Origin of the sequence: Pedobacter hiemivivus (genome assembly GCF_005144565.1) — a bacterium.
GTDB lineage: Bacteria > Bacteroidota > Bacteroidia > Sphingobacteriales > Sphingobacteriaceae > Pedobacter > Pedobacter hiemivivus.
Genome location: NZ_SWDX01000005.1, coordinates 92,242 through 113,298, shown reverse-complemented (window position 1 = coordinate 113,298; position 21,057 = coordinate 92,242). Strand labels below are relative to the sequence as shown.

Sequence of the window (21,057 nt, the reverse complement as noted above, 5' to 3'; positions counted from 1 at the left end):
AAATGAATTCAGGATGACGACCGTAAAACAAAAAATAGTAATCACAAAAAAGGCCGAAACTTATGTTTCGGCCTTTTTTACGATCAGCTTAAGCTATTAATGAACATGGTCCATTTCATACTCTTTCACTTCTTTATGTGTATAAGGTTCTTCCAATAATTCATCAATGGTTTTACCTTTTTTGTTGAATCCAAAGTAATTTAGGATGTTATCAAATACCTGATACATTACCGGAACCACGATAAGGGTTAAGAATAATGAACTGGTTAGACCACCAACAATTACCCAGGCCAAACCATTTTTCCATTCTGCACCGGCACCACTCGCTAATGCAATTGGCAACATACCAATAACCATGGCGATGGTTGTCATCAGGATCGGACGTAAACGGGCATGGTTAGCAAGAACTAACGCTTCATGAGTAGTTTTTCCTTCTGCTTTCATCTGATTGGTGAAATCGACCAGGATGATCGCATTCTTGGCCACTAGACCAATCAACATGATCAAACCTAAGATGGTAAAGATACCTAGTGACTGGTTTGCTAAGGCAAGTGCCAATAGCGCTCCGATAACCGATAACGGGATCGAGAACATTACTACCAGTGGATAAACAAAACTATCATAGAGCGCAACCATGATCAGGTATACCAATATTATAGAGGCCAATAAAGCAATACCTAAAGTACCGAAACCTTCACTCTGGTTTTCTTGATCACCACCCCAAACATAAGATACACCTGTAGGTTTTTTCAGTTCACCACTTTTCTCCAGCTCTTCCAGTTTTGTCTGGAATTCAGATACGATGGTACCTGTTGGTCTACCGATAGACTGTGCTTGTACGGTTACTGATGTACTCTTATCACGTCTTTCTAGCTGACTTGGACCTGAACCTTCTTTAATCTCCGCAAACTGCGATAATTTAACCTGTTGACCATTAGCGTTGATAAAGATCAGGTTTCTAACATCGTCAATGTTTTTTCGGTTAAATGCCTGGTAACGGATATTGATGTCGTACTCGTACTCACCTTGACGGTATTTACCATCGGTGTTACCGCTAAATGCAGTTTGCATGGTTGTACCTACCGTTTGTAAGGTTAAGCCTAAAGCTGCCATCTTATCACGATCTACCTGAACGTTAATTTCCGGACTACCTTTCTCTACAGATAATTTTAATTCGGCAGAACCTTTAATACCAGCAAGTACTTTTTTCGCACCTTCGGCATATTTTAAGGCACTTTCTAAATCAGGGCCCATTACTACCAGTTGGATAGGTGCATTTTCTGCAATACCCAAAATACTGATTGGAACTGTTTTTACTTTTGCGCCTACTAAGTAATGAGCAAGCTCACGACTGATTTTAGTAGCATATATACTTGATTCGTCCGCACGATCTTTACGATCTACCAATTTAACATTGATCTCTGATTTGTAGGCAGTAGCCTGCGTACCACCAAAGTCACCACTTGCCTGACCCACTGTCGTGATCATTTGTACGATCTCTTTTTTACCTTGCAAGAAAGCCTCTGCTTTTTGAGTAACCTGATTGGTTTTCTCAATAGAAGCATCTTTCGGTAATTCTATCTGAACAAGGAATTCTCCTTTATCACTCTTAGGGAAAAACTCTGAACCGATAAAACCACCAATGGTTAATCCGCAAGAACTTAATAGCAACATGAATACACCGATAAGTGTAATTGCTTTGTGCTTTAAAGTCCACTCCAGGATACCTGTAATCCATACAGTGAAAGTATGTAACTGTTTCTCGAACCATAAAATGAAACGTCCGAAAGCGTTTTTACCTTCTATTTTTTCCAGTTTACCAAATCTTGATGATAGCAATGGAACGATGGTAAATGAAGCCACAAGCGAGAGCAATGTCGCGATGATTACCACCACACAGAACTGACGAAGGATGTTGGATACCAAACCTGTACTTACTGTAATTGGGAAGAACACAACCACAATTACTAAAGTGATGGATACAACGGTAAAACCAATTTCGCTGGTTGCATCGTAAGCTGCACGCACCTTGTTTTTACCCATCTCCATGTGTCTGTAGATGTTCTCCAGTACCACAATCGCATCATCCACAAGGATGCCTACCACGAGTGATAAGCCCAGTAACGACATCAGATTTAGCGTATAGCCTAACAAGCTAATTCCGATAAAGGTGGCAATTAATGAAGCTGGAATAGCAACCATTACAATTGCAGCGTTACGTAAACTATGCAAGAAGAAAAGCATTACAAACGCTACGAGGATAATCGCAAGAATTAAATCGTGAATTACCGCGTCTGCTGATTCTAATGTGAATATCGAGCTGTCGTTTACAATTTTGATTTGCAGGTTGTTTGTCGCATAATCCTTTTGCAAAGTTTCAATCGTTTTGTGCATTTGCTTACTTACCTCTACCGCATTGGCATCAGTTTGTTTAATGATCTGCACGGCAATAGCACCGGTTCTGTCGATACGCGCAATCTTCTCTACTTCTTTCTGTGAATCCTGAACATCAGCTACATCCTTTAAACGGATTTGAGCACCCGTTTTACTAGTTGCAACAACCAGGTTTCTCAACTCATCTACACTCTTGTACTTACCTGATAAACGGATCAAAATATCCTCATCAGCAGTTTTCACACTTCCTGTAGGGAAATCGAGGTTGGAGCTTAAAATAGCTTGTTGAATTTGAGGAACAGATAATCCGTAACCCTGAATCTTATCCGCATTTAAACCAACTTCAATCTCACGTTCTTGTCCACCTACTAAGTTTACCTGAGCTACACCACTTACCCTGGATAGGATAGGTGATATACGCTTATCCATCAAATCGTAGAAGGCTGCATCGTCCATCTTTGCAGATGCCGACATGGTAATCACCGGTAAGTCATCCAGTGAGAATTTGTTTAACGAAGGCGGTTTTACATCAGTAGGTAAGTCAGCAAGTATCGCATTTACTTTACGCTGGGCATCATTTAATGATAAATCGATATCCGCCTGGGCTGTTAAAGTAATGGTTACGACCGATAAACTTTCATAAGAAACAGCATTTAGTTTCTTTACGTTCTCCATGGAAGATACGGCATCCTCGATTTTCTTGGTTACCGTATTTTCTACCTCACTAGGAGATGCTCCCGGATAAATTGTTGATATTGATACTACGTTGTTTGAGAATTTAGGCAAAAGCTCATAACTCAAAGAAAAGTAGCTCAATAGTCCCAATAGTGTTAATGCGGAGAAAACCACAATAACCAAGCTGGGACGCTTTATAGAAATTTCTGTTATCTTCATCTTAATCTTATTTTACAGGGGCAACAGCGGTGCCGTCTACTAAGTTGATTTGACCGCTAGTAATTACGGTTTCTCCTTCATTTAATCCTTCAAGGATCTCTACGTTTTCACCTAAAATTCTTCCAGCAACTACTTTGCGGGTTTTAGCGGTGTTTCCGTTCTCCAATACAAATACCTGGTTGCTGCTTACACTACCTACAAATGATCCACGAGGGATAGTTAAGGCAGGAGCTTGTTTAGGGAACTTGAATATGGCAGTTCCGTACATACCAGCTTTGATATCCTGTTTTTTGTTGTTTTCTACAACAAGTTCAACAGGGAAGTTTAATGAGTTATCAGCTTTTGCGGCGATGAAACTTACTTTACCAGCAAAGTTCTCTGTAGGGAAAACATTAGATTTGATTTGTGCCTGATCGCCAATTTTAATGCTAGCTACCTGGTTTTCGTTAACGTTTACTTTTAGTTTTAACTTCGATACATCAACGATTTCAAACATCTGCGTTCCTTGTGTATTTACAAAGGCACCAACTTCAATGTATTTTTTATTGATGATACCATTGATTGGAGATTTTACATTTGCATCACTTACTTTTCTGGAAGCACTTTGTAATTTTAAGCGTGCATTTTCGACAGTAAGTTTAGCTTGATCTAATTGTTGTTGTGTAACACCACCAGTTTTAAATGAACTGCTGTATCTAGCTTCATCTCTGATTGCATTTTGAAGATTAGCTTCAGCGGTTTCTTTATCTGTATTTATGATCTCTGCATCGATACGGGCTATAATCTGACCTTTGGTCACTCTGTCGCCTTCACTTACGTAGATTTTGGTTACACGACCTGCATTTTCTGACAGGAAGTTTAATTCCTGGTTGGGTGCAAATACTCCGTTTACAGCAAAATCAAGGTCAATTGGTTCTCTTTTGATAACAGCAGTACGTACACTCACAGCACCCCCACCTTGAGCCACGATAGCTGTTTTTGCTTCGTTTTTCTTTTTATTATTGGTTAATACCATACCAATTCCTGCTAGAGCAAGTATGATTACTAAGGCTGTAATAATTCCTCTTTTCATTATAATAGCGATTTTATATTTCCGTTTGATTTGATTAATTGTATTTCGGCAATTTTATAGTTTAAAAGTGCCTGGGTGTAACTGTTTTGAGCTTCTGTTAATGCTGTTTCCGTATCCAGTAGATCGGTTAAAGTAGCCAAACCGTTTTTGTAATTGTTTTCCGTGCTTCTATAGATTTCATCAGCCAGTTCAGCATTACGTTTTTGTAAAGTAATCGTATTTAAACTGTTGCGCAGTTGAATTTTGGCATTGTCGTAAGCCATATTCAAGGAGTTTTTTGATTCTCTTCTATCTTCATTTGCCTTTTTGATATCCACATCGGCCTGGCGAATTTTTGAACGGGTTAAGAAACCATTAAAGATGGGCACTTTTAAAGTCAGGCCAACAGCTGATGCACCATAACCGATAGCAGTATTGCTAGAACTTAAGAAATCAAATCCACCGTTCTGGCTCGAATAGGTATAGTTTCCTGTTAACGCTAAGCTTGGATAATACTCAGCTACATAGGCTTTACGTTGCAACGATAGCAGTTTGTCCTGGCTGTTCAAAATTTTGATTTCTGTTCTGTTATCCAAAGCAAGAGAGTCAGTGAACTGAGGCAATTTAGTTACTTCTGTAAGTTCTGTTTTTGGCAAAGTAATTTGAGTATTTACCGGCATCCCCATGGCAAACTTTAACTGATTTTCAAATTGTAAAATTGAATTTGAAGTTTGCTCACGCTGTGTTAATAAATTAGTCAGCTTCACTCTGATACGGTCTAAATCAATTTTTTTAGCTAAACCATTTTTATATTGATCAGCTGAGATTTTTTCAGTAGCGCTTACATTTTTAATGTTGTTGTCTAACACACTCAGTTGTTCTCTGTTTACCAATACCTGGTAATAGTTGTTAGCTACCAATTCAATAATCTGCTCCTCTGTTAATTGAGAAGTAAGACTGTAATATTCTTCACTAGATCTTGCGGCTTGTAAGCCTGTGAAAACCTGTTGATTGAATAGCTGTTGCGAAAGCTGGACCCCGGCAGAAGAATTCCAATTTTGGCCCATTTTAAATGATTGCGTAGTTCCGCCGATATTAGCTACCAATTGACCAATAATAGGGTTGTAGGTTAAGCCGGCAGTACCTGTGATTTGTGGTAAAGCCTGAGCTCTTACTTCTTCGGTTTTATATTTACCACCATCGATGTCAAGTTTTGCTTTACGAACTTTTACACTATTCTGTACCGCGTAATTTAAGGCTTCTTTCAATGTTAATGATTGCTGAGCGCTCACTGTATTAGATAATAACAAGCCCAGCAACAACACCGGAATTATTTTTATCTGTTTAATTATTGTATTCATATATAGTTTATTGATTTTTTAATCCTTTAATAAATATGCTAGATAAGCTCAATTGCCTTTCCAATATATTTTTCATTTCTTTTTTACTTGGGAACAGTTCTTTATTGCCATGCAGGATACACAATGAAGTAATTCCGGCTAGAGAATCAAGATATAGTTCTGCAGTTTTGTATGCGTCTGTTGGCGCAATTTCATTTTTGTCTATGGCTACTTGAAATAGATCCGCATGAAGCTGTATGTTTTTAGCATGCATGGTCATGAAGTGCTTTTTAAGCTCATCAGAGTTTAACGATGAATCAGGGCTGCCACTTGATAAATGCAACATATAGTACTTTTGGAAAAAGCGATGTCTTATTTCTACATAGTTAGCCATGCACTGTTCCAATGAAATTTCTGTTGCTTTTCCAGGGTCTAGATGCGCAAAATAATCGTTAAATATTTTCTCTATTACTCCTAATACCAGACTGCTTTTATCAGGAAAATAATAATATAAAGAGGGTTTGGATACCGATAGGTCTTCTGCAATTTCATTCATTGTGGTTTTACTGATTCCGTAATGAATGAAACGTTTTATTGCACCCTCAATAATTGTTTCTCTTTTTTTATCTGTCTCTACCATTCTACTTTTTTACTTTCTGACTTTTTTATATCAAGAGTCAAAAATACGGCCATAATTTTACATATGGAATTTTAGGCCCAAAAGCGGCATAAACTTACAATATTATGACTATTGTTAGGTGGAATGTGGCCTTAAGCCTTGTAGGAAGATCTCGGCAAACACTCTTTCTTTCAAAAATATTTGCTTAAACTGTTCTTTTCCAGGGAAGATATTCTTGTCTTTGGACATAATGTTGAAGTGTATGCCCGACAAAGCGTCAATAAATATCTCGGTCGCGAGCTTCGGATTTTCTATTTCGAATTCTCCGTGTGAAATACCGCGAGTAAATAGTGATCCGATGATTATGGTCTCAAAAGCTCTTGCTTTACTGAATTTTTCATAGAGATCATCTGGTAATTCGTTGCCAATAATTTGTGTTGATTCCAGTAAATTGTAGTATTTCTGAATAAAAGATTGTCTTTTTTGTAATAATTTGAATATTCCTTCGGTTGAACTACTGGTCTTGTCAATGGATTTAACCAAGTCTCTGCTGATGATCTGCATCAGGTGTTCTATCGCGCTCACATATAAGCTTAGCTTATCCGGGAAATAATAGTAAAGCAGTGCTTTAGAGAAAGATACATCCTTTGCTATCTCGGTCATTGTGGTTTTTGATAACCCATAATGTGCAAACCGTTTTAACGCAGCTTCGATAATTATACCTCTTTTTCTATCCTGATTTTCCATATAAATACTACAATTCTCCTTTGATATAAGTTCTTTTAAAAAGCTTTAATATTTAGCCGAAAAATAGGCATAATTTTTAAATATTGCTTTTAACATGTTTATTACAACTGCTAACAATTACATTTGCGCTGTATATCTTATATCTATATATCTATGTCACTTATACAAGAAAATATATCCTTAAAATCCTATAACACATTTGGCGTAGCCGTTAGCTCTAGTTTTTTTGCAGAGGTCTTTAGTGAATCTTATTTAAAGGATCTGCTGTTACTACCGATTGTTAAAGAACAGCAGTTGTTGGTTTTGGGTGGGGGAAGTAATCTCTTATTTACGAAAGATTTTAATGGATTGGTGATAAAGATGAGCATACCGGGTATTACTGCTATAGTTGAGGGTAATGAGGTGTTGGTGACCGCAGGTGCTGGTGTGGTATGGAATGATTTTGTAAATTATTGTGTAGGTAGTGGTTTTGCAGGTGTCGAAAATTTAAGCCTCATTCCGGGTACTGTGGGTGCTTCGCCAATACAAAATATAGGTGCATATGGTGTAGAGCTTAAGGATGTTTTTTATGCTTGTACAGCTTACGAAATTACTACCGCTGAAGAACGCACATTTAATTTTGAGGAATGTAAATTTGGTTACCGGGATAGCGTGTTTAAAAACGAACTGAAAGGCCGATACATCATTACAGGAGTTACTTTTAAATTGAGTACCGAGGCGCAGATCAACACCAAGTACGGTGCTATACAAACCGAGCTTGTAAATCGAAATATAACCAATCCAACCATCGCAGATATATCGCAGGTTGTGGCAGATATAAGGGTAAGCAAATTACCTGATCCTTCAACAATCGGTAATGCAGGAAGCTTTTTTAAAAACCCTGTAATAGACCGTTTAGCCTTTGAAAAGGTGTTTGCAAAATTCCCGGATATGGTTCATTATCCAGCTCCAAATGATAAAATTAAATTGGCAGCAGGCTGGCTTATAGAGCAATGCGGTTTTAAAGGTAAGGTGGTTGGTCATACCGGCACATGGAAAAACCAGGCACTAGTACTCGTTAATCATGGCGATGCAACCGGAGCTGAAGTGTATAGTTTTTCAGAAGAAATCATAAATACAGTCTATATAAAATTTGGTGTAATGCTCGAGCGGGAAGTAAATATTCTGTAATATCTACCTGTTTGGTGTTGTTAACCCCCTTAATTTATTTCTTAACATTGAATCTGTTTTTTTGGTACATATCTTGTATAGGGATTAGTATGTATTATTAAACAAATTTTGAGCGCCACTCACTCAATAATTGTTTTGTTTGTTTTATTAACCTTAAAAACTAAAACACTATGACAAAAAATGAGTTCAACGTACAGCTGCACGACCATTCGGGATCATTACAGTCCTTTGCCCTAAATTTTACTAAAGACCTTGAAGATGCGAATGACCTTGTGCAAGACACCATGCTTAAGGCGGTTACCTACTACGGAAAGTTTAAAGAAGGAACGAATTTGAAGGGTTGGCTGTTTACAATTATGAAGAATACGTTTATTAATAATTATAGGCGTTTGGTAAAAACAAATGCATTAATTACAAAATCTGATGATATTTCTTCAGCCAATTTGCATTACAGCGCAACAAAAAATACAAGCGAAAGTAAGTTTATTATCGGCGATATCCACAAAGCCTTAGCCACATTACAGCCTGAATATTACATTCCATTTGTAAAATATTTTGAAGGCTATAAATATCATGAAATAGCAGAAATGCTAGAAATTCCTATAGGTACAGTTAAAACAAGAATCCATGTTGCCCGTCAGATCCTTAAAAAATATTTAAAAACCTATTCAAAAGATATACTGGGTACCGAAGTGATTTAATTGGTTTTACAACCCCATAACGAGGCACCTTATGGTGCCTTTTTTTGTGGGATAAGTTTTCGAATTCAGAAAATATTCAGATTACAAATGTAGATTTACGTAATGAAAGTCCTGATTATTGAAGATGAACGCGAACTGGCACAAAGTATAGCTGATTATTTATCAGGAGAGCATTATCTGTGTGAATTTGCCGCTACTTATCAGGAAGCGCTTGAAAAGGTTGAGGTTTATGAATATGATTGTATTCTGTTGGATATCATGCTGCCCGGCGGAAATGGCATGCAGATTCTGGAAAGACTTAAAAGCTTAAATAAGCAGGATGGGGTAATTATCATCTCTGCAAAGAATTCATTGGATGATAAAATACAAGGTTTGCATATTGGTGCGGATGATTATCTGGCTAAGCCATTTCATTTACCTGAGCTCGCCGCCAGAATCTACTCCGTAATCAGAAGACGGAGTTTTGCCAATACAAACGTAATACAACTAAATGAGTTACAAATTGATTTGCTCGGTAAATCCGTAAAAGTACATCAGGAGCTTATTCCGCTTACAAAAAAAGAGCTGGACTTGTTGCTTTATTTTATCGCCAACAAAAATAAAGTGGTATCTAAAAGCGCAATTGCAGAGCATCTTTCGGGTGAGCTGGCAGATATGTTGGATAACCATGATTTTATCTATGCGCATATTAAAAACCTCAAAAAGAAACTTACAGAGGCCGGTTGTGCTAACTATTTAAAAACCATTTATGGTAGCGGTTATAAATGGGAACTATGAAAAACTTACTAAATAAACCTTTACGGATTTTTACACTTTACTCATTTATAGTGCTGTTGTGCAGTATTCCTGTTTATTTCATCATTATTGATTTTATATGGGTTCGTGAGGTGGGTGAGCACAATCGCATTAAAAGTGAGGCTACAAAGCAAAATTTTCGTTCAATCAAGTTTAAAGATGGGGAGATGGAAAAAAGCATTGCACTTTGGAATCGGATACAGCCCGAAACAAAGCTGCGTGAGGTGGATGCTTTGCGACCAGACAGTACCTATAATGAATATCGAAAAAATACCTATATCCCAAGCAAGGGGCTTGACCGGTATGAAGGTCGGGTAACCTATTTTGAATTGAATGGTAAGTTTTATAGCGTTACTATCGAGACTAATTTGGAAGAGAGCTATGAAACCATTTTAGCTATTACTGCTGTTACAGCATTGTTTTTTATTATTTTACTGATTGGCTTTATTCGGTTAAACAAAAAGATTTCGACTCAATTATGGCGATCATTTTACGAGAGCCTTCAAAAAATAAAATCCTTTGACTTAAGTAGCTTGAAAAAGCCCGAGTTTGACAAAACAGATGTAATTGAGTTTGAAGAGATGAACAGTAGTGTAAGCAGGTTGATGGATGGTAGCATTAATGTTTACAGGCAGCAAAGGGAGTTTACTGAAAATGCATCTCACGAATTACAAACTCCTCTGGCTGTGATTCAATCGAAATTAGATCTGTTATTACAAAGTCAATCACTTTCTGCTCAACAGTCTGCAATTATTGATGAAACCCATAAGGCTTTAACAAGAGTATCTCGAATAAATAAGAACCTGTTGCTACTGGCTAAGATAGAAAACCAGCAATATGCAGATCAAGAAAGTATCAATATATCCCTGCAATTGGAAGAGCAGATTGCACAGCTATCGGATTTTCTAGCTACTAAGAATTTAAAGTTACAGGAGCAAATTGCCCCAGATATAACTATGAAAGGTAATAGGGTGCTGGTAGAAATTATGCTGACCAATATATTAATGAATGCGGTGAGACATACTGTTAAAAACGGAGAGATCAATATTCGTTTGGAGCAGGATAGCTTAACCATATCTAATTCCGGAGAGGCGTCCTTAAATTCTGAAAAGCTTTTTAAACGCTTTAGCTCAGCTGATGCAAACAGCCCTGGGACGGGGTTAGGGCTTGCTATTGTTAGGGAGATCTGCAGTCGTTATCAATGGAATGTCAGCTATAACTTCGAAAATGGAGTTCATGTTTTTGTGTTGTCCTTTTAGGTTCAGAATTAATTCTAAATCGGTTGTTATTATTGTTGGATAAAATGAAATCCGAACAAGAAAATAACTGTTATGTCTAAGGTCCTTTTATTTGCAGCCTTGCTGTTTACCACCTTCTTAAAAGCACAAACACCTTTAATTACGATCTCTGGGCTGGTGAAAGATGGTAAAAGTGCCGCGATTCCTTATGTTAATGTAGCGCTTAAAAAACAAGCTGATAGTAGTTTTATCTCTGGTACGATTACCAATGACGAAGGACGATATACTTTGTCTGGAGTAAAAAACGGCACTTATATACTTGAGGTTTCTGTTGTAGGTTATAAAACTTATAAGCATCCAACAACAATTGGTGTAATGAGCGCATTTCTGGATCTCGGAACAATTAATCTGAAAGAGGATGCGAAGCTGTTGGAGCAGGTTGTAATTGCTGGTAAACTGCAAGAGGTCGTGTCTGATAAAATGGATAAACAGATTTTTACGCTTGCTAATAATATCAGTCAGGCTGGTGGATCAGTTTTGCAGGCGATGCAAAATCTTCCGGGTGTAACCGTTCAGGATGGCAAAGTTCAGCTTCGCGGGAATGATAAAATCGCAGTGCTGATTGATGGGAAGCAAAACGCAATTACAGGTTTTGGCAGTCAAACCGGCTTAGATAATATTCCAGCTTCGGCTATTGAGCGGATTGAAGTGATCAATAACCCATCAGCACGCTATGATGCAAATGGTAATGCAGGTATCATTAATATTATTTATAAAAAGAACAGGCAGGAGGGATTAAACGGGAAGATAGGAATAACTACAGGCTTGGGAGCATTGTGGCTGCGTAAAGAGAATTTGCCTGGAATAAGACCTCAATACCAGGCTACTCCTAAAATTAATCCTTCACTCTCACTTAATTACCGCAAAAATAAACTGAATACCTTTCTTCAGGCCGATTGGTTGTATACACAAACGCTAAATCGTAATGAATTTGCAGAGCGGTTATATGATGATGGTACGATCATTAAGCAGCAGGTAAAAAGAAATAGAACAACTACTTTTTCTACTGTTAAAACTGGGGTAGACTGGAACCCAGATGACAATAATACTTTTACTTTCTCAGCTTATTTGAATCGGGAGAAAATTTTAGATGATGGCGACATCCCTTATTTTAATGTAGATCTGACTGAAAGAAGACGTTTATGGCAGTTTTTGGAAGATGAGGTGAAATATACGGCTACTGGTGCCTTGCTGTATCAACATAAATTTAAGCAACCCGGGCACCTGTTAAATGCAGCCTTTAACTATACTTTTCATCGCGAAGATGAGAAATACTTTTTTACCGATATAATGCCCACTTTTACAGGTCAAGACTCTTTTAAGTTACTGTCTGACGAGCATGTGGCGGATCTGAATTTGGATTATATCAAACCGCTTAAACATGGTCGGATTGAAAGCGGATTTAAGTTAAGAAACCGGAGCATTCCTACCAATATGCAGTTTTTTCCGGGCTTGAATTCTCCGCTGGATGTTAATGCTGGTGGATGGGCCGACTATAAAGAAATCATACCTGCGGTATATAGTAATTATGTTTTTGAGAGTAATGTCTTTGAGGTAGAGGCTGGCTTGAGGCTGGAATATGTGAAGGTGAATTATGATGTAAACCCAAATCACAATACCTATAAAAGCGATGGGTATGATTATTTTCGACTTTTTCCAAACATCCGTTTGGGGTACAAGCTAAATGGCGCTAACAAGCTTTCTATTTATTACAATGAGCGGGTAGATAGGCCAAATGAAGTCGATATAAGGGTTTTTCCGAAGTACGATGAGTCAGTAGTGATCAAGGTTGGTAACCCTACTTTGCGCCCGCAGTTTACTAAAAGTTTAGAGTTGGGGCATAAAGTAAGCTGGGAAAAGGGCAGTCTTTATTCTGCTTTATACGGTAAAAGAATAAACGCAACCATTGCGCGTATAGCGACGACTGTACCAGGCAGCCCGCTTATCTATAATATTTTTCAGAATGCTGGTAATAGTCATAATGCAGGTGGCGAGCTTACTTTGCAACAAGAGTTAAGGCCCTGGGTTTCCATTAATTTAAGTGGAGCTTTGTATAGAAATACAATTGATGCCTTTACGGTTGAGAATAGATACCCTATCCCAACTATATACAGTATGGATAAGGAAAGCATTACTTCCTGGAATTCAAAACTAAATACGATGTTTAAACTGCCTAAAAAGGCAGAATTACAGTTGTCAGCCATTTATCTCGCTCCTGATCTTATCCCACAAGGGAAAATAGGGGCTAGGTTTTCACTGGATTTGGGGGTGAAAAAACAAATACAGCATGGTAAAGGCGAGTTGTTTTTTAATGGAACAGACATTTTAAATACCTTGCAGGTTAAAAAAGATATAATTGGTAATGGTTTTCGTTTAAACAGTACTGATTATTATGAAACTCAGGTGTTCAGATTAGGTTACAGTTATAAGTTTTAAATTAATTTAAGTGTTTACACAAAACTTTCATTTAGTTTTGCTAGTACCAAATGTAAAATGAATATAAAGTATCAGTTAAGGGTTGTTGTAATTTCGATGGTCTTGTTTTGCGCTGTTAAAGTTCAAGGGCAAACGATAGATTCGTTGCCTGAAAAGGTGGCTTATAGCGAGGTCGAGTACAGACCGATCAGGCCCAAAGTGCTTATCGTTCCTGCCTTTTTTATTGCCTACGGATTCAGTGCACCTTATATAAAGCCATTAAAAAAGCTGGATGACGATACCAATTTCGAATTGAGAGAAGATCATCCTGGATTTGGTTTCCATGCCGATGACTACCTGCGTTATGTTCCTATAGCGGCTGTGTACGCCCTGGATCTGGCAGGTGTAAAAAGTAAACACAAATTTGTAGATAGAACAGCTATGTTGCTTTTATCTAGTGCCATAATGGGAGCTTCTACCACCATTACCAAAAATATGACCCATAGGATGCGCCCTAACGGCCTAAATGATCAATCTTTTCCATCCGGACATACTGCTACGGCCTTTATGGCTGCAGAGTTTATGCACCAGGAGTATAAAGATCAATCGCCATGGTATAGTGTGATGGGGTATTCTGTGGCGCTAACCACTGCTACATTGCGTTTGTACAATAGTGCCCATTGGCTTAGTGATGTAGTTGCAGGCGCTGGCTATGGCATCCTCTCTACAAAAATTTCTTACTGGGTTTATCCACTCATAAAAAACAAATTGTTCCACCATAAATCAAACCAAACCGTAATGGTTCCTTTTCATCAGGATGGCCATACCGGATTAACATTAATTAGTAAGCTATAAGCTGTAAAGATGACATCTAAAAACAAACTCCAAGCTCTCCTTCAACACAGATTTAGCCCTGTTTTATTGGCTACATTACTATTGTGTTCTGTATCACTCATTACCCGGGTGGTCTTGCTCATCAATTCAAAACAATATGTCGATTGGTCAATCCTGAATTTATTAGGTATTTTTCTGATCGGATTATTATATGATTTGGCAGCGGCCTCATTTGCGGTTATTCCACTAGTACTTTATGTCTGGTTGATGCCTGATAAATGGTACAGAACTAAAGTTAACAAAGTCCTGTTGTCCATCTACTTTCTGGTCGTTATTGGCACTTTGCTATTCAACGGCGTATCAGAATGGTTCTTTTGGGAAGAGTTCTCTGTGCGATACAACTTTATAGCGGTTGATTATCTGGTGTATACCACCGAGGTGATTGGCAATATTAGACAATCCTATCCTGTAAATACCATATTGGTATGCTTGCTACTGATATCTGTAGGTATACTTTTCTTGTTCAGAAAGTATATCTGGCTACAGAACGAACAGCCATATAGATTTAAAAAGAGAACTCTGATCGCATTGGTTTTGCTTTGTATTCCTGTTGCTGTTTACGCTTTGTTTAATCATAAATGGAAATACTTTAGCCCTAATCAGTATGTAAGTGAGCTCGCTGGTAATGGGATGTACGATTTTGGTAATGCCTTTTGGAATAATGAGCTTGATTATGATACTTTCTATAAAACATTGCCAATTGATAAAGCTGAGGCGTTGATCAGAAAACAGTTGAATTCTGACAGTACGAATGCTGCTGATAAGTTTACACTTAGACAGGTTAATAATCCAGGTGAGGAGAAAAGAATGAATGTGGTACTGATTAGTGTAGAGAGCTTAAGTGCTGATTTTATGACACACTTTGGAAACACGCAGCACATCACTCCGCAGCTGGATTCTTTGGCTAAACAGGGGCTTTTATTTACTAACCTTTATGCTTCTGGTACGCGTACTGTAAGAGGACTTGAGGCCTTGGCACTTTCTATTCCGCCAACACCTGGACAATCTATCGTAAAGCGGCCTGATAACAAGGGACTTTTTTCTCTAGGTAGCATATTAAAATCAAAAGGTTACCACAGTAGGTATGTTTATGGTGGCTATGGTTATTTCGATAATATGAATGCTTTCTTCTCCGCAAACGGGTACGATGTTACGGACCGTAGTGCATTAAAGGATTCAGAAATTCATTATTCGAACATCTGGGGTGTTGCAGACGAAGATCTCTTTACGCTTTCTTTACGTCTGGGAGATGAGGATTATAACAATAAGAAGAACTTCTTTGCACACGTAATGACGGTTTCGAACCACCGTCCGTATACTTATCCGGAAGGACGTATTGATATTCCTTCACATACTGGTAGGGAAGGTGCTGTAAAGTATACAGATTATGCAATTGGCAGATTTATCAAGGAAGCTTCAGTAAAGCCATGGTTTAAAAACACCATATTTATTATCGTTGCGGACCATTGTGCATCGAGTGCTGGTGAGGTTGAACTTCCAGTAAATAAATACCATATTCCGATGATCATTTATTCGCCGGGAAATATTGCACCTGGAAACTTTGATAAGTTAACAGCACAAATAGATATTCCACCAACTTTGTTAGGACTTTTAAATATGGACTATACCAGTAAATTCTTTGGGCAGGATGTATTTAAAATGAAGCCTGGTCAGGAACGCGCATTTATCAGTACTTACCAAAGTTTGGGTTATTTAAAAAATAATAAGTTGGTGATTCTTGATCCGAACCGAAAGACGAAGACGTTTATCCCTGATTTTGTGACAGGTAACTCTACGCAAACAGAACCGGATAATGCATTGATTGATGAAGCGATCTCGAATTATCAGGTGGCTTCTTATATGTATAGAAATCACTTGTATAATAGCAAATAGGTGATTTAAGAATGAAAAGCCGAAGGGGCTGCATGATTGTCATGCAGCCCCTTCGGCTTTTTGCATTCATATTGTTTTAGCATCTTTATAAAAAACTGCTATGAAAAATTATTTATTTCTATTAATGGCGATCATATGCGAAATCATTGCTACGACTGCATTAAAGGCTTCGGAACAGTTTACTAAGCTTTGGCCGTCGGTACTCGTCGTTGTTGGTTATTCCCTGGCATTTTACTTCCTAAGCATCACGCTTAATAAATTAAGTTTAGGAATTGCATATGCGATTTGGTCGGGGGTAGGTATTGTGCTGGTATCCATTATGGGACTCGTCATTTATAAACAAAAGTTAGATACGGCAGCCTTGATTGGCATTTCTCTTATAGTGATTGGTGTAGTTGTAATTAACGTGTTTTCAAAGTCCAGTGCTCATTAGTTTTTTCCTAAAATACACCAACAGATCCTTCCAGTAAAAACTGAAAGGATTTGTATTGGATGTTTAATGTATGCTATTTAAAATATTGTGATAAGTCAGTTACCGTAATGCCTAAACTGGTAGACCTGGGTATTGATGTTTTAGTAAATTTACCATCTCCGATCACCAATAACTTTGACTTTCCAGCTTCAAAAATAATGGGGTTACCATATCGGCCAACATTTGGCTGGTAGGGTAATGCTGCTGAGATGAAAGGCGGAACTGTTGCCGCCGCAGTATATGGTAAATTATTGGTCCCCTTTTCAACAATATCACAACCGTAAACAACATCTGAATTATGAGGTAATGGTGGCAGTTCAATCTCGTTAAAATTGCCATTGGCAGGTAGTGTAAATCTGATCTCGGGCGTTATTTTTGTCGTTATCCCAGTTACAGTGTTCCGCTCGTAAAATATAAGGTCAATATCAGCTCCGAGATAATAGCCTAGTGTTCCATAAAGGCTTTGGAATTTTGCCGAAATCAACATGTTGGCCGGGTTTGCAGGTGGCCTCAGCACTACATTATCAACAATACTTGTTCCATCAAAGAAAAAGTTCAATGTCTGTCTGTCGGGCGTGCTAGGAATTGTCTTTGAGAACAGTATGGTTGTTTCCCCTTTTTTGCGAATTTCAATCTCTCTACTTGAGTTCTCTTTCATCAGCACCTGCACATTCTCTTTTTCGATACGAGCGGTTCCAGTATGTATTATCTTTCCGCCAACCAAAAATTCCAGTTCACCCGATACTGCGTAGCCCTTGATCAATAGATTTATCACTTTGTCGTAAGCCTGAGTACCGTCATAATATAAAATTATGGTTTGATCAAACGGAGCAACAGCAATGGCTTTAGTCTGAACGATTGCACCAGAGTTTTTATTCCTGATTTGAAGTTCCTTCTGCTCATCATTAAAACCCACGATTGTTCGGGTATTAAAACCGCCGCCAACAGTTGCCAACACTTTGTTATCAATAATATATTCTAGTGAGTCAGAAGAGTTGCCCTGGAGGGTAAGCCTTACAATGTGGGAGGTATTTTCATTTAACATTTCTTTTTTACTGCAGGAAAGCAGAAAAAGTAAGCATAAACTTAAGAGCCTGAAAGGTATGAGTTGTGTTTTCATATTTCTATTTTAAAAATTGTAGGTAATCACAGTACTGTAAGTGCGTCCAAATCGTTGAACAAATTTCAGGAGGTCACCATCTTCATATTTATCGGTAAAACCAGGTTTCAATCTGAAGGCTGAACTTAGGTCCCTGGATGCGACATCATAATCTGGATTACGTTCATAACTTGCCTGATTGATGTAAAATGAAGACGCGGTATTGAGTAGGTTGCCTGCGTTGAACTTTATCTCGCATCGGTTCTTTAATAATTTATAGCTAAGCTGTAAGTCAATCTGTTCGCGTGGTCTTTCATATTCGATGAGACCGGGATCAGCACTTACGATGTATGTTTTAAGTCCTGATTTATTGTATAGAAAATTAAGGCCAAAATGTTTTCCATTGTATTGTAGACCAGCATTGATCAGGTAGGGCGATTGGCCATACATTGGTCGTTTTTTCTTGTTCGTCAACTCTATCGTTGAGGGGGCGCCTGGAGTTTTATCGGGATTGGTTACTCTGAATGTACCAACTACCTCCGATTTTTGTAGGGTGAGGTTTCCATAAGCCGTCAGATTTTTGAGGAGCTCATTACCAACAATAAAACCGAAGTTTTTGCGCAATTCTAATTCGAGGCCATAGACTTTTGCTCGATCAGCGTTTGTAATATAGTATTGCAAATTTCCGCTAAAAATATTTGCGGTTAGCTCTGCCGGTTTATCAAATTCTTTATAGAAAGCCCCAACTGAGATGATTTCGCCAAGTCCTGGAAACCATTCTGTTTTGAAGTCATAACTATCGATACGCGTGCTGTACAGGCCGAAGTTGCCAAATTGTGCCCCTAAATACGGACTGTATTTTAAAAACTGGCTGTTTTCCATCATTTCCGGGCGCACAATGCTGCTGGAATAGGCTGCACGAATATTTACTTGAGCGGTAGGGCTATAGGTTAAATTGGCAGAAGGAAGCAACTGCCATGACTTATCCTTTTTAGGGATATACTCGGATGCGCCACGAATACTTTTTGGGTTTTTAATATCTGTATATTTGTAATAATCGGCCCTTGCTCCCCAAATAAGACGTAGTTGTTCAAAAAACCGATGGTCTAACATCGCATATAATGCATGTGTTTTACTCTTTCCCTCAAAGCTATCGAGCCAGTAGGAGTTGGTGGCATAATTTAAGCCCGTTATCCCTAAATTTTCAGGTTTCTGCATATCCGAGACTGGTAGGTAGGTAACCGCGGGAGCTGTAGTAAGGCTACGTCCTAATGCTGCAATCTGCCAATTGAAACCTGCTTTTTTGTTGTTGCCAAAATAGCCTGTTTTTGCAGTACTACTAAAGCCTGCTACTTTAAAAGGTACACTTACAGATGCTGTCCATGAGTAATGATGCTCATCGTTTTTATAGGTGTGCCTTGAAAGATTATCACTGATTTGTGGCTGGTTAAAATTGCCCGGTATATAGAAATATTGATATGCCCCATTAACCAGTTGCGGGCCACTGTTCGCAATAGTAAGATCCTTTTCCTTACGTTCGATAAAGGTCTTTGCCAATTCCCACTCTAACTTTGCCCTGCCCAATTGATGTTGGCCGCTTAGCTTATTTTGCAATAGATCGGTAAAAGTCGGGTCGTCAGCCTCTTGAATACGGTTTGGTGTATTTAATGGAATGAAATCGCCACCAATTACATTGTCGTAACCGATGTTCCGTATCAAAACATTATCGTACATGTGCGTAAAAACATTGCGGAGCGTGATGCGGTTCTTGCCAAGTTGTAGTCCCGCGTTCAGTAAAACGCCTATGGTTGTATTAAAACCATAAGCTTTCCCCGAATTTTCAGTATTAAGATTCCAGTCACTTCGATTTTGACGCTCGATTTCATTGATGTTTTGTGTATTTCGATAACTTAGCGATCCAGTAAAACCAAATCTATTCTTGTTCAGGGTATCCAACTTCAACAATCGTCCTATAGTGAACTGGTAGTTTTGCGATGGTGCGGTCTTGTATTTATAAACGGTAAAGTTATCATTGGTAAACCGGCGGCTTTGGTCGACAAGTTTCTGCTGATATTCTGCTTCAGGCATTGATCTATTGGGTTCAACTTCCTTGTCAGTAACCACAAGATTGGATGGCGAGTTTCGTCCGCCATCATCAAATCCCCAGTAATCATATCGTCCGCGCTTATGGCTTAAAAAATCCTTCCCAGTACTTTGGTCGTTGTATGACACTCCGGCTGTAAAGCTCATGAAGTTTTCACTGGGGATATCTTTTGTGTTCACCTGAATCAGTCCACCTCCAAAACTTGCGTTCATATCCGGTGTTATGGTTTTACTGACCACCACATTGTCTACCAGGTTGGACGGGATCATATCGAAAGAAAAATTACGTGTTTGGGCTTCGGTGCTGGGTAACACCGTTCCATCCAGCATAGCGGAATTGTAACGTTCACCGATTCCGCGCACTAGTACAAACTTGTTATCAACTGAGCTTACTCCACTAATGCGTTTTAAACTTTCTCCAATGTTCTTGTCTGGACTTCGCGAGATCTGTTCTGCACTGATGCCGTTGCTGATCTCAGCAGCATTTTTTTGTTTTGCTAAAAGTCCTGCAACTGATGCCTTTTTATAATCAGAACTAACAACTACTTCCTTTAAACCTTTTGAATCCATTTTTAAGGATACATTCAGCGGAGTGTTTTTACTTCCGGTTACCAATACACCGGTAACTCGTTGGGTTTGGAAAGATATGTAGCTAAACACAAGGGTGTATGTGCCAGGTTGGAGATCAATGATATAACCGCCATCTGCGCCCGCCTGGGCGGTGTTGCCGGTTTCTACTACCTTAACGGATGCACCGGGTAGGGATTCTCCCTCCTGATCTGAAATCTTCCCCGAAATACGGCCAGGCTTGGGAGGAACAGGTAGTTCACTAAGGGCTATTAAATCCCCAAGTTGAGTGAATTTTAAGTGCCTGCCCGCTGTAAGTTCCTTTAAAACATTAGCCAAGGATTTATTTTCGGCCTGAAATGATTCTAGTGCTATTGCTCCGACCTTTTTAGAAAAAGAAAAGGAAAATTCAGATTGTTGTTCAATTTTGTTTAATACCTCAGCGAGTATAGTTCTTTTTGCCGTAAGTGTCACTTTAGTCTCGTTAAGATTCTGGGATTTCACATCGGCCCCCATTAACATACCTGTTAGCGTTATGGAGACTGTCGTTACCAGAAAAGCGAATCTTGTCATAGCGCACAGCGATTTAATTACATTTATTTTTG

Annotated in this window: 15 protein-coding genes; 8 read left to right on the top strand and 7 right to left on the bottom strand. The window is 38.6% G+C overall.

The window, feature by feature from the left end; genetic code table 11:
• Positions 1–96: 96 nt before the first annotated feature.
• From FBD94_RS13745 to FBD94_RS13725, 5 genes are all read right to left on the bottom strand, one after another.
• Complete coding sequence (locus FBD94_RS13745; RefSeq protein WP_131612942.1) at positions 97–3,288, bottom strand: efflux RND transporter permease subunit; 3,192 nt, start codon at positions 3,286–3,288, stop codon at positions 97–99.
• Positions 3,289–3,295: 7 nt separating this feature from the next.
• Positions 3,296–4,360, bottom strand: coding sequence for an efflux RND transporter periplasmic adaptor subunit (locus FBD94_RS13740; protein WP_136880595.1), 1,065 nt, complete (start codon positions 4,358–4,360; stop codon positions 3,296–3,298).
• Entirely contained in the window at positions 4,360–5,700 is a 1,341-nt protein-coding gene (locus FBD94_RS13735; RefSeq protein WP_136880594.1) for a TolC family protein, read from the bottom strand. Before FBD94_RS13735 ends, FBD94_RS13740 begins: the two co-directional genes overlap by 1 nt.
• 7 nt (positions 5,701–5,707) lie before the next feature.
• Positions 5,708–6,319, bottom strand: a complete 612-nt coding sequence (locus FBD94_RS13730; protein ID WP_131612939.1) for a TetR/AcrR family transcriptional regulator — start codon at positions 6,317–6,319, stop codon at positions 5,708–5,710.
• 114 nt (positions 6,320–6,433) lie between these two features.
• Positions 6,434–7,045 carry a TetR/AcrR family transcriptional regulator gene (locus tag FBD94_RS13725; RefSeq protein ID WP_131612938.1) on the bottom strand — a complete coding sequence of 204 codons (612 nt, stop codon included), beginning with the start codon at positions 7,043–7,045 and terminating at the stop codon, positions 6,434–6,436.
• A gap of 153 nt (positions 7,046–7,198) precedes the next feature.
• Here FBD94_RS13725 and murB point away from each other — a divergent pair, with 153 nt between their 5' ends.
• From murB to FBD94_RS13685, 8 genes are all read left to right on the top strand, one after another.
• On the top strand, positions 7,199–8,215 hold the full coding sequence (murB, locus tag FBD94_RS13720; RefSeq protein ID WP_136880593.1) for a UDP-N-acetylmuramate dehydrogenase: 1,017 nt from the start codon (positions 7,199–7,201) through the stop codon (positions 8,213–8,215).
• A 170-nt stretch (positions 8,216–8,385) separates the two neighbouring features.
• A complete protein-coding gene (locus FBD94_RS13715) occupies positions 8,386–8,916 on the top strand; it encodes an RNA polymerase sigma factor (RefSeq protein ID WP_131612936.1) in 531 nt (176 codons plus the stop codon).
• A 102-nt stretch (positions 8,917–9,018) separates the two neighbouring features.
• Complete coding sequence (locus tag FBD94_RS13710; protein ID WP_136880592.1) at positions 9,019–9,693, top strand: response regulator transcription factor; 675 nt, start codon at positions 9,019–9,021, stop codon at positions 9,691–9,693.
• A complete protein-coding gene (locus FBD94_RS13705; protein WP_136880591.1) occupies positions 9,690–10,970 on the top strand; it encodes a sensor histidine kinase in 1,281 nt (426 codons plus the stop codon). The genes FBD94_RS13710 and FBD94_RS13705 overlap by 4 nt, the downstream gene beginning before the upstream one ends.
• 72 nt (positions 10,971–11,042) lie before the next feature.
• A complete protein-coding gene (locus tag FBD94_RS13700) occupies positions 11,043–13,445 on the top strand; it encodes an outer membrane beta-barrel family protein (RefSeq protein WP_136880590.1) in 2,403 nt (800 codons plus the stop codon).
• Between the two features lie 57 nt (positions 13,446–13,502).
• Positions 13,503–14,279 carry a phosphatase PAP2 family protein gene (locus FBD94_RS13695; protein ID WP_235884464.1) on the top strand — a complete coding sequence of 259 codons (777 nt, stop codon included), beginning with the start codon at positions 13,503–13,505 and terminating at the stop codon, positions 14,277–14,279.
• A 9-nt stretch (positions 14,280–14,288) separates the two neighbouring features.
• Entirely contained in the window at positions 14,289–16,211 is a 1,923-nt protein-coding gene (locus tag FBD94_RS13690) for an LTA synthase family protein (protein WP_136880589.1), read from the top strand.
• A 100-nt stretch (positions 16,212–16,311) separates the two neighbouring features.
• A complete protein-coding gene (locus tag FBD94_RS13685; RefSeq protein ID WP_136880588.1) occupies positions 16,312–16,644 on the top strand; it encodes a DMT family transporter in 333 nt (110 codons plus the stop codon).
• A 73-nt stretch (positions 16,645–16,717) separates the two neighbouring features.
• Here FBD94_RS13685 and FBD94_RS13680 read toward each other — a convergent pair whose 3' ends face one another.
• Positions 16,718–17,803, bottom strand: coding sequence for a hypothetical protein (locus FBD94_RS13680; RefSeq protein ID WP_136880587.1), 1,086 nt, complete (start codon positions 17,801–17,803; stop codon positions 16,718–16,720).
• A gap of 9 nt (positions 17,804–17,812) precedes the next feature.
• Positions 17,813–21,025: a TonB-dependent receptor gene (locus FBD94_RS13675; RefSeq protein ID WP_169472306.1), complete on the bottom strand. Its 3,213-nt coding sequence runs from the start codon at positions 21,023–21,025 to the stop codon at positions 17,813–17,815.
• Positions 21,026–21,057 lie beyond the last annotated feature (32 nt).